The sequence below is a fragment of the Pseudomonas sp. JV414 genome, assembly GCF_032424305.1.
GTDB classification, from domain to species: Bacteria; Pseudomonadota; Gammaproteobacteria; order Pseudomonadales; family Pseudomonadaceae; genus Aquipseudomonas; species Aquipseudomonas lini.
Genome location: NZ_VYKC01000002.1, coordinates 595,011 through 609,549 on the forward strand (window position 1 = coordinate 595,011; position 14,539 = coordinate 609,549).

The window sequence follows — 14,539 nt, forward strand, 5'->3', positions numbered from 1 at the left end:
AATAACAATCCAGGAGACACACCATGAGTGTGATCATTGCCTTGGCAGCTCTCACGCTGCTGATGGTGGCTGCTTACCGTGGCTACAGCGTTATCCTCTTTGCCCCGATCGCCGCCCTCGGCGCCGTCCTGCTCACCGACCCTTCCGCCGTTGCCCCAGTCTTCACCGGGGTGTTCATGGAAAAAATGGTCGGCTTCGTCAAACTGTATTTCCCGGTGTTCCTGCTCGGTGCCGTGTTCGGCAAGCTGATCGAGTTGTCGGGCTTCTCGCGCTCCATCGTCGCAGCGGCCATTCGCTTGCTCGGCACACGCCAGGCGATGCTGGTGATCGTGCTGGTCTGCGCCCTGCTCACTTACGGCGGCGTGTCGCTGTTTGTGGTGGTGTTTGCGGTCTACCCGTTTGCCGCAGAGATGTTCCGCCAGAGCAATATCCCCAAACGCCTGATCCCGGCGACCATCGCCCTCGGCGCATTCTCGTTCACCATGGATGCCCTGCCCGGCACGCCGCAGATCCAGAACATCATCCCCAGCACCTTCTTCAACACCACCGCCTGGGCGGCGCCGTGGCTGGGGGTGATCGGCACGATTTTCGTGTTCAGCGCCGGCATGCTGTTCCTTCAGAGCCAACGCAACAAGGCCCAGCGCAGGGGTGAGGGTTATGGTTCCGAGCTGCGCAACGAGCCGGAAACCGCGCCGGACATCAAGCTGCCTAATCCATGGATCGCACTGTCGCCGCTGTTAATGGTGGGCCTGATGAACCTGCTGTTCACCCGCTGGATTCCAGAGTGGTACGGCAAGACTCACAGCCTCTCGCTGCCGGGAATGGCAGCACCGGTGACCACCGACATCGCCAAACTGACGGCGATCTGGGCGGTTCAGGCAGCCTTGCTGGTAGGCATCGTCATGGTGCTGGTGTTCGCCTTTCAGACGATTCGCGGCAAGTTGGCCGAAGGCAGTAAAAGTGCGGTCAGCGGCGCGCTGCTGGCGGCGATGAACACCGCGTCGGAATACGGTTTCGGCGCGGTGATCGCCTCGCTGCCGGGTTTTCTGGTGTTGTCCGGCTGGCTCAAAAGCATTCCCAACCCGCTGGTCAATGAAGCGATTACCGTGACCCTGCTGGCCGGCATCACCGGTTCGGCGTCGGGCGGCATGAGCATTGCCCTGGCGGCGATGTCCGAGACGTTCATCAGCGCCGCCCACGCCGCCAATATTCCATTGGAAGTGCTGCACCGGGTCGCCGCGATGGCCAGTGGCGGCATGGACACCCTGCCGCACAACGGCGCGGTGATTACTTTGCTGGCGGTTACCGGTTTGACCCACCGCGAGGCCTACAAAGACATTTTCTGTATTACGCTGATCAAGACACTCGCTGTTTTTGTGGTGATCGGTACTTTCTACGCCACTGGCATTGTGTGAGGTATTCATGACGACTCTTTCGGGCAAGACCGCACTGGTCACCGGTTCCACCAGCGGCATCGGTCTGGGAATCGCCCTGAGCCTGGCCAAGGCTGGCGCCAACCTGATCCTCAACGGCTTCGGCGACGCATCCAGGATAATTGCCGAAGTTGAACAATTCGGCGGCAAGGTCGGCCATCACCCGGCCGACGTCAGCGACCCGGTGCAGATCGCCGAGATGATTGAATACGCCGAGCGTGAGTTCGGCGGCGTGGATATCCTGGTCAACAACGCGGGCATCCAGCACGTGGCGTCGGTGGAAGATTTTCCGGTGGAGCGCTGGGACTCGATCATTGCGATCAACCTGTCGTCCGTGTTTCACAGCACCCGCTTGAGTTTGCCGGGAATGCGCGCCAAGGGCTGGGGACGGATCATCAACATCGCCTCGGTGCATGGCCAGGTCGGTTCGGTGGGCAAGGCGGCGTACGTCGCGGCCAAGCATGGCGTGATCGGCCTGACCAAGGTGGTCGGCCTGGAAACCGCTACGACGAATGTCACCTGCAACGCCATCTGTCCGGGTTGGGTGTTGACGCCGCTGGTGCAGAAGCAGATCGATGATCGCGCCGCGACCGGGATCGACCCGCAGCAGGCGCAACATGATTTGCTCGCCGAGAAGCAGCCGTCGCTGGAATTCGTGACGCCGCCGCAGCTGGGTGAGTTGGTGCTGTTTTTATGCAGCGAGGCCGGTAGCCAGGTGCGTGGCGCGGCGTGGAATATTGATGGTGGGTGGTTGGCGCAGTAACCCGCCAGCCTGCATGATCGTTCCCACGCTCTGCGTGGGAATGCAGCCCGGGACGCTCCGCGTCCCAAAGCGGACGCCGAGCGTCCATTGAGGCATCCCACGCAGAGCGCGGGAACGAGAGAGGCCAAGCCATGTCCGACATCCTCTGGCAACCCGGCACCGAGCGCATCGTCAAGACCCGCATGGAGGCCTTCCGGCGCTTCGTCAATCAGCGACACACCCTTGAGATCGCCGACTATCCTGCCCTCCATCAATGGAGCATCGATCAGCGGGCAGCTTTCTGGCAGGCCATCGTCGATTTCTTCGACATTCGTTTTCACGATCAGCCAGACGCGGTGCTGATAGAAGGCGCACAAATGCCCAGCGCCCAGTGGTTCCCCGGCGCCACGCTGAACTTCGCCGAACACCTGCTGCGCCGTCGCGACGACGCTGTGGCGGTGGTGGCCATCGGCGAAAACGGCCAACGGGAACAACTGACCTGGGCCGAACTGGCGAGCCATGTCGCCGGTTTTCAAAACGGCCTGAAAGCTGCCGGTGTCGGCCTCGGCGACCGTGTGGCCGCGTGCATGCCGAACACCTGGCAAACCCTGGTGGCCATGCTCGCGACGACCAGCCTGGGCGCGATCTGGTCCTGTTCTTCACCCGACTTCGGCACCCATGGGGTGATCGACCGCTTCGGCCAGATCGAGCCGAAAGTGCTGATCACCTGCGCCGGTTACCGCTACGCCGGCAAAGACATCGACCAGACAGCCAAGGTTAATGAAATCCTTGGGCAACTGCCGTCCTTGCAGCAGTTGATCGTTGTGCCTTACGCACGACCCCAGACGCGCATCGAAGACTTCCGCAGCCGGGCCAACGTGACGCTCTGGGACGACTTCTACGACCCGGGCGGCGAGCCGCAATTCGTTCCCGTGCCCTTCGCCCAACCGCTGTACATCCTTTATTCCAGCGGCACTACCGGCGTGCCGAAGTGCATTGTTCACAGCACCGGCGGCGTGCTGCTGCAACATGTCAAAGAACATGGCCTGCACACCGATCTCGGCTCCCGCGACCGTTTGTTCTACTACACCACGTGCGGCTGGATGATGTGGAACTGGCTGGTCTCGGCCCTGGCCGTCGATAGCGCCGTGGTGCTGTATGACGGCTCGCCGTTTCATCCAGGCCCGGAGCGCTTGATCGATCTGATCGACGATGAACGCATCAACGTCTTCGGCACCAGTCCCAAGTTCCTCACCTCGCTGGAAAGCAATGGTGTAAAGCCGTGCGAAAGTCATGACCTGAGCAGCCTGAAAACCGTGCTGTCCACCGGTTCCGCGCTGTCCCCGCAAAGCTTTGATTACGTCTATCGCGCGTTCAAGTCCGACCTGTGCCTGTCCTCGATGTCCGGCGGCACCGACATCGTTTCGTGTTTTGTGATTGGCAACCCGGTGCTGCCGGTGCGCCGTGGCGAAATGCAGTGCAAGAGCCTGGGCATGGCGGTGGAAGTCTGGAACGACGCCGGGCAGCCTGTGATCGGGGAAAAAGGCGAACTGGTGTGCACCCGACATTTTCCGGCGATGCCCACCGGCCTGTGGCATGACCCTGACGGGGAGAAGCTGCGAAAGTCCTATTTCAGCCTGTTCCCCGGCGTCTGGGCCCAGGGCGACTACGCCGAGGAACTGCCCCACGGCGGCATGCTGATCCATGGTCGCTCCGACGCAGTGCTCAACCCCGGCGGTGTACGCATCGGCACGGCGGAAATCTATCGTCAGGTGGAAAAAGTCCCGCAGGTGCTGGACAGCGTTGCCATCGGCCAGCAATGGCAGGATGACGTTCGGGTGGTACTGTTCGTGAAGTTGCGTGACGGGGTCGAGCTGGACGACGCACTGCAACAACAGATTCGCCAGGTCATCCGCGCCAACACCACACCACGGCATGTGCCGGCGAAGATTGTCGCGGTGACGGACATACCGCGGACCATCAGCGGCAAGGTGGTCGAGCTGGCGGTGAGGAATGTGGTGCACGGCCAGAAGGTGAAGAACACCGATGCACTGGCCAATCCCGAGGCCCTGGAGCAGTTTCGTGACCGCCCTGAATTGAATGATTGAAACGTAGATCCACTGTGGGAGCGGGCTTGCTCGCGAAAGCGGTCTATCAGCCAACATCCATGTTGAATGTGAAATCGTCTTCGCGAGCAAGCCCGCTCCCACATTTGATCGTCGTTGCCGGCGCTAGTCCACCAATCCCCATTCCCCCGGCGGTGTATGGGGCCCGGGCGTAGTCTCGGCGTGCATTTTCAGGCGCAGTCGCAAGTTGTTCACCGAATCCGCATGTTTCAACGCCTCTGCCTCATCGATCGCGCCCTCGGCAAACAGCTCGAACAGCGCCCCATCAAACGTCTGCATACCCACCTCTGAAGACTTCTCCATGATCCCTTTGAGTTCGGAAAGCTCATTGCGCCGGATCAGGTCGCCGATGGTCGGCGTTCCCAGCATGATCTCCACCGCCGCCCGGCGCTGCCCATCGCAGGTCCGCACCAGGCGCTGAGAAACAAAGGCCTTGAGGTTATTGCCCAAGTCATGGAGCAGTTGCGTCCGACGTTCTTCGGGGAAGAAGTTGATCACGCGGTCCAGCGCCTGATTGGCGTTGTGCGCATGTAAAGTGGAAATTACCAGATGACCGGTATCGGCAAACGCCAGCGCGTGCTCCATAGTCTCGCGGTCACGGATTTCGCCGATCAGCACCACGTCCGGCGCCTGGCGCAGGGTGTTTTTCAACGCTGCATGAAAACTGCGGGTGTCTACGCCGACCTCACGCTGGTTGACGATCGACTTCTTGTGTCGATGGATAAACTCGACCGGGTCTTCGATAGTGATGATATGGCCGCTGCTGTGGCGATTGCGGTAATCGATCAGCGCCGCCAGCGAGGTTGACTTGCCGGAACCGGTCGAACCGACGAACAATATCAGCCCCTGTTTGAGCATGACGGTTTCGAGCAGCACCGCAGGCAACTTGAGGTCTTCGAAGCGTGGAATGTCGAGTTTGATGTTGCGCGCCACGATAGACACATCGTTGCGCTGCTTGAAGATATTGAGCCGAAAGCGCCCGACGCCGGCCAGGGAAAGCGCCAGGTTCATTTCCAGTTCCCGGTCGAACTCCAGGCGCTGTTCGGCGTCCATGATGGACGCGGCAATGGCGGCGATTTCTCCGGGTTTGAACGGGTACTCGGCCAAGGGTTTGAGTACACCGTCAAATTTCGCGCTGGGAGGCGCGCCCGTCGACAGGTAAAGATCGGAGCCATTGCGGCTGGCCAGAATTTGCAACAGTGCATCGATTTCCATGGCAAAAAACACCCGCGAAGCATTCAATTGAAAAAATGACCCAAAACGGATCATCAAGCGTCTACCGCCCTGCAAGGATAGTAGACGCCGCCACACCGACTGACGCGCAGGACATTGTAATGAACGCACCACCGACCGCCAGCGACTCCCAGGCCTTGATTGCTCGACTGGACTGGACAAACAACCCGTTGGGCGCCGCCGATCACTGGCCACAGAGCCTGCGCACCGCCGTGGACATTGTGATTCACTCGCCAATGCCGATGCTGTTGCTGTGGGGCCCGCAGCTTACGCAGATCTACAACGACGGCTTCGCCTTCCTCGCCGGCAGCAAACACCCTCACGCTTTCGGACAACCGACACACCTGATCTGGCCAGAACTGAAAGACTTTACCGACCCCATTTACAGCGCCGTCCTACAGGGCCAGGTGCGGACCTACAGCGAACAGCGCTTTACCTTGCAGCGCGACGGGCGAGATTCCGACTTCTGGCTGGATTTGACCTACAGCCCCATTCGCAATGAAAGCGCCGAGGTTGCCGGGATTCTGGTCACGGCCATCGAAACCAACGAACGCCGCCGCATCGCCCTGGAACTCGAACAACGCTCCGCCGCCAGCCTCAAGGCCCAGCAGGAAACCGAGCAGCGCCTGCAACTGGCGCTGGCCGCCACCGATGCCGTCGGCACCTGGGACTGGGACATCGGCGAAGACCGTTTCATCGCCGATGCCCACTTCGCCCAATTGCATGGCGTCGACCCGACCATGGCCAGCCAGTTGCCCATCAGCGAATACCTCCACGGCGTACACCCGGAAGACCGCGCCATGATTGCCCGCAGCATCAAGCACTGCATTACTCATGGCAGCGAGTACGCCGAGGAGTATCGCTTGCTGCAAGCCGACGGCCAATTGCGCTGGGTGTTTGCCCGAGGCCGCTGCTACAAGGACCATCATGGCCGGCCCATCCGCTTCCTCGGCGCCGCGCTGGACCTGACCGAACGCAAACACATCGAACAAGCCCTTCGCCAGAGCCAGACCGAGCTGCAACTGATCATCAACGCCATGCCGATCCTGATCAGTTACGTCGACAGTGAGGAGTGCTTTCGCCTGAACAATGCTGCTTATCTGGAATGGTACGGCCTGACGCCCCAGGAGCTTTACGGCCACACCATCCGTGAAGTGCTGGGCGACGAAGCCTATGCCCTGCGCGCCGAATACATTGCCGAGGCGCTGAAAGGCAAGGCTTGCAGTTTCAGCATCAGCGCCGCGCACCGAGATGGCAGCACCCGCCAGGCCCTGATGAACTACCTGCCACGTCATGGCTCGGACGGCGCGGTCAATGGTTTTTACATCTTCGTAATCGACGAGACTGAGCGCAAACAGACCGAAGAAGCCCTGCGCAACCTCAACGAAACCCTTGAAGAACGCGTCAGCGCCCGCACTCAACAACTGGCCGAAGCCAACCAGCGGCTGCAAAACGAGATGTTCGAGCGCGAGCGCGCCGAAGACGCCTTGCGGCATGCGCAGAAAATGGAAGCGGTGGGACAGCTCACCGGCGGCATCGCCCATGACTTCAACAACATGCTCACCGGGATCATCGGCAGCCTCGATTTGATGCAGCGCTACATCGCCGACGGGCGTGCCGCCGAGATCGGGCGTTTTACCGAAGCCGCGGTGTCTTCGGCACACCGCGCCGCCGCCCTGACCCATCGCCTGCTGGCGTTCTCCCGGCGTCAGTCGCTGGATCGCAAGCCGCTTGATGCCAACCAGCTCGTGCATTCCCTGGAAGATTTGTTCCGCCGGACCAAGGGCGACCATATCGAACTCAAAATGCAGCTGGCCGATGAAGTCTGGCCGGTCAGTACTGATGTCAGCCAACTGGAAAACGCGCTGCTCAACCTCGTCATCAATGCCCGGGATGCGATGCCCGAAGGCGGCGAGCTGCTGATCGAAACCGCCAACGTTCACCTCGATGGTAGCGACATCACCCCCCTGGAACCGGTCAGGGCCGGGGATTACCTGATGATTGCCGTCAGCGACAACGGCGCCGGCATGACCCCGACAGTGTTGGCCAAGGCGTTCGACCCGTTCTTCACCACCAAACCCATCGGCCAGGGCACCGGCCTTGGATTGTCGATGATCTATGGTTTCGCCCAGCAGTCGGGCGGGCACGTCAGCCTTCACAGCCTGCCGGGCCAGGGCACCTGCGTTCGCCTGTATTTGCCACGGCTGCACGTCGCGGTGCCGGAACACACGTTGGTGCCGATCACCGGCGAAACACCGGCAGCGGTTGCCGGTGAAACCGTGGTGCTGGTGGAAGACGATCCGGCGGTGCGCATGCTGGTGCTCGACCTGCTCAACGAGTTGGGTTATCACGCTCATGAAGCCGAAGACGCCAAGGCCGCCCTGCCCTTGCTGGAATCCGACCTGCGGGTCGATCTGCTGGTGACCGATGTCGGGTTGCCGGGCATGAACGGTCGGCAACTGGCGGAAATCGCGCGTCAGCACCGCCCGGGCCTCAAGGTGCTGTTCATGACCGGTTATGCGGAGAAAGCCGCCGAACGCCAGGGTTTCCTGGAGGACGGCATGGACATGGTGGCCAAACCCTTTTCCATTGACCTGCTGGCCAACAAGATTCGCACGATGATCGGCCAAGCGGACTGAGTTAAGGCATAATCGCGCGCCCCACGCTGGCACCAACATAGCCACCACCGTTGCAAGGTACGCCTCAATGAAAGCCCAAGCCCGCCATATTCTGGTGAAAACCTCGGAAGAAGCCGAGCAGCTCAAACAACGCATCGCCAAGGGCGAAGCCTTCGATGTGCTGGCCAAGAAATACTCCACGTGCCCGTCCGGCAAACGCGGCGGCGACCTGGGCGAAGTACGGCCCGGGCAGATGGTCGGCGTGATCGATGCGGTGATCTTCAAAAAACCGCTGCGAGTGGTGCATGGGCCGATCAAGAGCAAGTTCGGGTATCACCTGGTGCAGGTGTTTTACCGGGATTGATGGGTTGGAAGCTGGGCTAATTCCCTCCCCCTGATACACACAATCCCGTAGGAGCTGCCGAAGGCTGCGATCTTTTGATCTTGATTTTCAGCGATCCCGGGAAGATCAAGATCAAAAGATCGCAGCCTTCGGCAGCTCCTACAGGGATTGCATTTCAATCTCCGGGAATGAGTGCCCCAGGCACCTGAATCACCCGACTCGCCAACCGATGCCCAGCCTCGGCAGCCCCAACCGGGCTGCCACCCTTGAGCCGACAAGCCAAATAAGCCGCGCTGAACGAATCCCCCGCCGCCGTGGTGTCCACCACCCGTTCGACCACTTGCGCCGGCACTTCGAACGACTCACCGCCACAGCGAATCAGACACGCCTCGGCCCCGCGCTTGAGCACCACTTCAGGCGTGCCCATCTGCTCATAAGCGGCAAACACCGCCGCGCAATCGGAAAAGTCGAACAGCGCCTGCTCATCGTCAACCGTCAGCAACGCCAGGTCGATATAGGGCAGAACACTGCGATAAGCCGCCCGTGCCTCTTCAATCGACGCCCACAAGCGTGGCCGGTAGTTGTTGTCGAACACGACCCGCGCATCCCGTTGCCGGGCCTCGATCAGGGTTTCCAGAAGCTTTTCCCGCCCCTGCTCACCGAGTACCGCCAGGGTGATGCCGCTGAAATACAACACGTCGTAATCCGGCAGCGCCGCCAGAATCGGCGCGGCGACCGGCGTGGTAAAGCAATCGCGCACCGCCGCTTCGTTGCGCCAGTAGAGAAAACGCCGCTCACCGGCCGCATCGGTCTGGATGCAATACAGGCCGGGCAAGCGACCGGGCAAACGCTGGACCATTTCCAGGCCAATGCCTTCGCTGGCCCAACTCTGGCACATCGCGTCGCTGAAACTGTCATCGCCCAGAGCGGTGACGTAATCCACCTCGGCACCCTTGCCCAACTCTCGGGACAGGTAAACCGCAGTATTCAGGGTATCGCCGCCGAAGCTTTGTTGCAGCGTGCCATCGGCGCGCTGCTGCAATTCGATCATGCACTCACCGATCAGGGCGATGCGCGGGGTGTTGGGGCCCAGGGTGTTGATGCTGCTCATCGTTGTGGGGTCTCTGGTATTGCGATGTTGTTTGGTAGGCCGTCATCGCGGGCAAGCCCGCTCCCACAGATTTATTGGTGTGATTGCAATCTGTGGCAACTCACAAATCCCTGTGGGAGCGGGCTTGCCCGCGATGGCCGCACCTCGGTCTGGAACCTTAAAAACACGTTTCCATGGTCTCGATGACATTCAACTGCTGATCCACCAGACACCCAATGCGCCACTTGTCGAATGTCAAACACGGGTGCGAAGTACCGAACGAAATGATATCGCCCACCCGCAACTCAACCCCCGGTGCCACGGTCATGAACGCGTGCTGGTCCATCACTGCCGTCACCTTGCAGGCACTCACATCATCGCCGGTCGCCGGCACCACACCGGCCTTGTAACGCAGCAACGGCACCGGCAGACCGGCGTCATAGGCGACGTCACGTTTGCCCAGGGCGATCACCGCAAAACCCGGTTCCGGCAACGACTGCACATGCGCCCAGACTTCCAGCGCCGGGCGCAAACCTTCGTGCAGGTCGCTGCGACGGTCGAGCACGCAGCATTGCGCTTCTTTGTAGATGCCATGGTCGTGGGCCACGTAACTGCCGGGGCGCAGCACGCTGAGGAAACGCCCGCCGGCATTCTGCGCTTCGAACGACTCAGCGATCAGGTCGTACCAGGCCGAACCCGACGCCGTGATGATCGGTTTGGCAATGGCGAACGCACCGCTGTCCTGCAACTGCACCGCCAGACGCACCAGGGAATCGGCGAACTCACGGATGCCGCTCACCGCGTGATCGCCGTGAATCACCCCTTCGTAACCCTCGATACCGGTCAATGCCAGCGCCGGTTGAGCTGCGATCGCCTCGGCCAGCGCCAGGACTTCGGCTTCGGTGCGGCAGCCGCAACGACCGCCGACCACGCCGTACTCGATCATCACGTTCAGGCGCACACCGCGCGAAGCGAAATACGCGCCGAGGTCCGCGACGTTATCCGGGTGATCGACCATGCAATAGAAATCGAAGGTCGGGTCTGCCAACAGATCGGCGATCAGTGCCATGTTCGGCGTACCGACCAATTGATTGGCCATCAGCACCCGGTGCACGCCATGGGCGTAAGCCGCGCGGGTTTGCGTGGCGCTGGCCAGGGTGATGCCCCAGGCACCGGCGTCCAGTTGGCGACGAAACAGCGCCGGGGTCATGCTGGTTTTACCGTGCGGCGCCAGTTCTGCGCCGCTGTTGCTGACAAAGTCCTGCATCCAGCGAATGTTGTGTTCCAGCGCTTCGCGGTGCAGCACCAGCGCAGGCAGGCTGACGTCGCGCACAAGATTGGCGCCTGTGTGGGCAAAGCCCTTTTCCACGGCGGCAGTATTTTTGGCAGAAGACATGGTCGAACTCCTCACATTCGCGGCCGCAGGCAGCCGCTGTTATTCGTTGATACGCCGGGCGAGGCTGTTGGCGCTGTCGATCAGCACCCGACGATAGTCGTTGTAATTGTTCTTCGCATCGGCCCGTGGGGCGACGATGCACAGGGTCGCAATGGCCACGCCGTTCGGGTCTTTGACCGGGGCGGCGAAACAATGGGTAAAGGTGTCGGCGACGCTATCGAAGGAAAAGAACCCATCGATTCCGGCCTGGCGGATTTCCTCGAGAAACCGCTCCAGCGGCAGGTGTTCACCGCCGGGAAGGATGAAGTCGTCGGGGTCGATCAAATCGACGATCTGCTGATCGCTCAGGTGCGCCAGCAGCAGGCGCCCGGAAGCGGTCCAGGGGATCGGCGCGTTCTCGCCGATGTCCGAAGAAATGCGGAAATGTCGCTCACCCTCTTTCATCAACGCCACGGTGTATTTGCGCCCGTTGAGCAGGCACATCTGCGCGGTTTCACGGGTCTGGCTGACGATCTCTTGCAAGGCAAGATCGGCCTCGCGGGTCAGGTCGAAATGGCGCAAATGCGCCTGCCCGAGGAAGTACAGCTGACGACCGAGGTAAACGTGACCGTCCTTGCCCACAGGTTCAAGAATGCGCCGCTCCAACAAGGACGCGACCAGTTCGTAGACCGTGGATTTCGGGCTGCCGATGCCGCTGGCGATTTCATTCGGGCGCAGGGGCTGGCCGATTTCCTTGAGGAAATCGAGAATGTCGAACGCCCGGTCCAGACCGCGAGCCCGGCGCTTGATGGTGTCTTCGGTCATTTCAGTGTTCCCATTAATGTGCCGGGAGTTTAACCAGAGTGCTGCGGCGACTGTTAGGCCGCCTTCGCGGGCAAGCCACGCTCCCACAGGGTTCTATGTGCCGCCACAGATTGCAGACACACCTTCCATCCCTGTGGGAGCGGGCTTGCCCGCGATGGGCGCGCCTCGGTTCAGGCCTTTTTCTTGTACGCGACGCAGTCAATCTCAACCTTGCAATCGACCATCATGTTCGCCTGCACACAGGCTCGGGCCGGGGCGTGTTCGCTTTTGAAGTACTCGGAAAACACCTTATTGAAACTCCAGAAATCCCGCGGGTCTTCCAGCCACACGCCGGTACGGACTACGTCTTCCAGACCGTAACCGGCCTCTTCCAGAATCGCGATCAGGTTTTTCATGGTCTGGTGAGTCTGCTCGACGATGCCGCCCACAATGATTTCACCATCCAGCGCCGGCACCTGGCCGGACACGTGCAGCCAGCCATCAGCTTCGACGGCGCGGGCGAAAGGACGGGGCTGGCCGCCACCGGCGGTGCTGCCGGTGCCGTAACGAGTAATGCTCATGAGTGTTTCTCCTGCTTGAAAAAGTTAAAAGCGAGTGTTCTTGAGAAATTCCGCCAGACGCGGCGACTGCGGGCGTTCGAACAGTTCCTTGGGCGGCCCCTGCTCTTCGATCCGCCCCTGATTCATGAACACGATCTTGTCTGACACTTCAAAGGCAAAGCGCATTTCGTGGGTCACCAGCAGCATGGTCATGCCGTCTTCGGCCAAGCCCTTGATCACGTTCAGCACTTCGCCGACCAGTTCCGGGTCGAGGGCCGAGGTGACTTCATCGAACAGCATCAGGCTCGGGTTCATCGCAATCGCCCGGGCAATCGCCACGCGCTGTTGCTGACCGCCAGACAACTGACCGGGGTAATGGTCGCGACGTTCCAGCAGGCCAACCCGCTCCAGCCATTTTTCCGCCAGCGCCACGGCTTCATCCTTGTGCAGCTTTTTGACCTTGAGCAACCCGAGGGTGACGTTCTGCAACGCGGTGAGGTGCGGGAACAGATTGAATTGCTGGAACGCCATGCCGGTCATCGCTCGATGGCGGGCGATGACTTTTTCCGGGTGCCGCACGCGCTTGCCGTTGACCTCGTGATAGCCGATGGATTCGCCGTCGAGCAGAATCTGCCCGCCCTGGAACTCTTCGAGCATGTTCACGCAGCGCAGCAGCGTGGTCTTGCCCGAGCCGCTGGAGCCGATCAGCGTGACCACATTGCCGCGCTGCATGGTCAAGTCGACGCCCTTGAGCACTTCGAGCTGGCCGTATTGTTTGTGCAGGCCGTGGATGTCCAGCAGCGCTTGATCCTGTGTCGAAACTTGAGCTTGTGTCATGGCAAGGCCACCCGCTTTTCAATGTGCCGGCCGAGTAATTCGATGGCGTAATTGATGATGAAAAAGAGCAAACCGGCGAACAGGTAAAACTCCAGGGTCATGAACGTCCGGGCGATGATCTGCTGGGTGCTGAGCAGCAATTCGGCAACGCCGATCACCGACAACAGCGTCGAAGCCTTGACGATCTCGGTGGACGAGTTGACCCAGGTCGGCAAGATCTGCCGCAGCGCCTGGGGTAACAACACGTAGCCCAGCGCCTGGTAAAACGTCAGGCCGATGGCCTTGCTCGCTTCCATCTGGCCACTGGGCAGCGCCTGCAATGCACCGCGCACAATCTCCGCGACGTGGGAGCCGCAAAACAGTGTCAGCCCCAGGGTGCCGGCCCCGAATGCGCTGATTTGCCAGCCCAGTGCCGGCGCCATGTAGAAGCAGGCCAACACCAATACAAACACCGGCGTGCCGCGAATGATGTCGACGTAAAACCGGAACGGCGCGCGCATCCAGACCGAGCCATAGGTGAGCACCAGACCTGCAACGATGCCGACCAGCGTGCCCAACAAAATCGCCAGCGCCGAGCACTGCACACTGGTCAGAAAACCCTGCCACAGGACTTCCCGCGCCACCCATAACTCATGCAACCAGCTGGGGGATTCGTACATGGGGGCCTCCTATCGGCGAATCGCCAGACGCTGCTCGAGGTAACGCAGCATCATGGCAATGAGGTAACAGGCCGCAACATAGAGCGCTGTGGTCACCAGCCAGGTTTCAATCACCCGGTAGCTCTCGACATTGATCTTGCGCGCGTAATAGGTCAGCTCCGGCACGGCAATCGCCGCCGCCAGCGAGGTGTCCTTGAACAGCGAAATGAAGTTGTTCGACAGGGCCGGCAGCACATTGCGCAGCATCACCGGCACGGTGATGTACGCCTTGACCTGCCATTCACCGAGCCCGATGGCCAGGCCGGCTTCACGTAGTCCCTTGGGAATGCTCAACAACCCGCCGCGAAACACTTCGGTCAGGTATGCCCCGGCATACAGCGACAGGGTGATGATGAAGGACGGGATCTTGTCCAGACGAATGCCAAGGCTCGGCAACGCGAAGTAGATCAACAGAATCAACACCAGAATCGGCGTATTACGGATCACCGTCACATACACCGACGCCAGCGCCCGCAATGCGCGGTGCTTTGACAGCAAAGCAAACGCCATCAGCAGGCCGATCACGCAGCCGATGGCGATCGACACCAGCGCCAGCTCAAGACCCAGACCGAGCCCCGCCAGCAAGGTGTCGAAATCGCGCCAGACGGCGGCAAAATTCAACTGATAGTTCATGGTCAGCAGTACCTTGAGCGGGGCGATTTAAAACCGCCCTGCTCTCA

The 14,539-nt window shown here is 60.8% G+C and carries 13 protein-coding genes; 5 read left to right on the plus strand and 8 right to left on the minus strand.

The annotated features are described in order from the left end of the window. Positions 1 to 23 precede the first annotated feature (23 nt). The 3 genes from F6R97_RS03635 to F6R97_RS03645 all read left to right on the plus strand — a co-directional run bounded on the left by F6R97_RS03635 (position 24) and on the right by F6R97_RS03645 (position 4,283). Positions 24 to 1,415, plus strand: coding sequence for a GntP family permease (locus F6R97_RS03635; RefSeq protein WP_038982974.1), 1,392 nt, complete (start codon positions 24 to 26; stop codon positions 1,413 to 1,415). Positions 1,416 to 1,422: 7 nt separating this feature from the next. Then, positions 1,423 to 2,196, plus strand: coding sequence for a 3-hydroxybutyrate dehydrogenase (gene hbdH / locus F6R97_RS03640; protein ID WP_038982973.1), 774 nt, complete (start codon positions 1,423 to 1,425; stop codon positions 2,194 to 2,196). A gap of 131 nt (positions 2,197 to 2,327) precedes the next feature. Beyond that, a complete protein-coding gene (locus F6R97_RS03645; RefSeq protein ID WP_315866021.1) occupies positions 2,328 to 4,283 on the plus strand; it encodes an acetoacetate--CoA ligase in 1,956 nt (651 codons plus the stop codon). A 123-nt stretch (positions 4,284 to 4,406) separates the two neighbouring features. On the opposite strand, the gene F6R97_RS03650 is transcribed toward F6R97_RS03645, so the two are convergent. Continuing rightward, positions 4,407 to 5,516 (minus strand): PilT/PilU family type 4a pilus ATPase, encoded by a 1,110-nt coding sequence (locus tag F6R97_RS03650; RefSeq protein WP_315866022.1) that lies wholly within the window; start codon positions 5,514 to 5,516, stop codon positions 4,407 to 4,409. Between the two features lie 119 nt (positions 5,517 to 5,635). Here F6R97_RS03650 and F6R97_RS03655 point away from each other — a divergent pair, with 119 nt between their 5' ends. Together F6R97_RS03655 and F6R97_RS03660 are read left to right on the plus strand one after the other, a co-directional pair. Next, positions 5,636 to 8,173, plus strand: coding sequence for a PAS domain S-box protein (locus F6R97_RS03655; protein ID WP_315866023.1), 2,538 nt, complete (start codon positions 5,636 to 5,638; stop codon positions 8,171 to 8,173). A gap of 67 nt (positions 8,174 to 8,240) precedes the next feature. After that, positions 8,241 to 8,516, plus strand: coding sequence for a peptidylprolyl isomerase (locus tag F6R97_RS03660; RefSeq protein ID WP_007898282.1), 276 nt, complete (start codon positions 8,241 to 8,243; stop codon positions 8,514 to 8,516). 154 nt (positions 8,517 to 8,670) lie between these two features. Here F6R97_RS03660 and F6R97_RS03665 read toward each other — a convergent pair whose 3' ends face one another. From F6R97_RS03665 to F6R97_RS03695, 7 genes are all read right to left on the minus strand, one after another. Continuing rightward, positions 8,671 to 9,606 carry a sugar kinase gene (locus tag F6R97_RS03665; protein WP_315866024.1) on the minus strand — a complete coding sequence of 312 codons (936 nt, stop codon included), beginning with the start codon at positions 9,604 to 9,606 and terminating at the stop codon, positions 8,671 to 8,673. 157 nt (positions 9,607 to 9,763) lie between these two features. Beyond that, positions 9,764 to 10,981: an amino acid deaminase gene (locus F6R97_RS03670; RefSeq protein WP_315866025.1), complete on the minus strand. Its 1,218-nt coding sequence runs from the start codon at positions 10,979 to 10,981 to the stop codon at positions 9,764 to 9,766. 39 nt (positions 10,982 to 11,020) lie between these two features. Then, positions 11,021 to 11,785 (minus strand): IclR family transcriptional regulator, encoded by a 765-nt coding sequence (locus tag F6R97_RS03675; protein WP_038982966.1) that lies wholly within the window; start codon positions 11,783 to 11,785, stop codon positions 11,021 to 11,023. A gap of 170 nt (positions 11,786 to 11,955) precedes the next feature. After that, positions 11,956 to 12,345: a RidA family protein gene (locus tag F6R97_RS03680; RefSeq protein WP_038982964.1), complete on the minus strand. Its 390-nt coding sequence runs from the start codon at positions 12,343 to 12,345 to the stop codon at positions 11,956 to 11,958. Positions 12,346 to 12,369: 24 nt separating this feature from the next. Continuing rightward, positions 12,370 to 13,161, minus strand: a complete 792-nt coding sequence (locus tag F6R97_RS03685; RefSeq protein ID WP_315866026.1) for an amino acid ABC transporter ATP-binding protein — start codon at positions 13,159 to 13,161, stop codon at positions 12,370 to 12,372. Next, a complete protein-coding gene (locus F6R97_RS03690) occupies positions 13,158 to 13,820 on the minus strand; it encodes an amino acid ABC transporter permease (protein ID WP_038982961.1) in 663 nt (220 codons plus the stop codon). Before F6R97_RS03690 ends, F6R97_RS03685 begins: the two co-directional genes overlap by 4 nt. A gap of 9 nt (positions 13,821 to 13,829) precedes the next feature. Next, positions 13,830 to 14,492, minus strand: coding sequence for an amino acid ABC transporter permease (locus F6R97_RS03695; protein ID WP_038982959.1), 663 nt, complete (start codon positions 14,490 to 14,492; stop codon positions 13,830 to 13,832). Positions 14,493 to 14,539 lie beyond the last annotated feature (47 nt).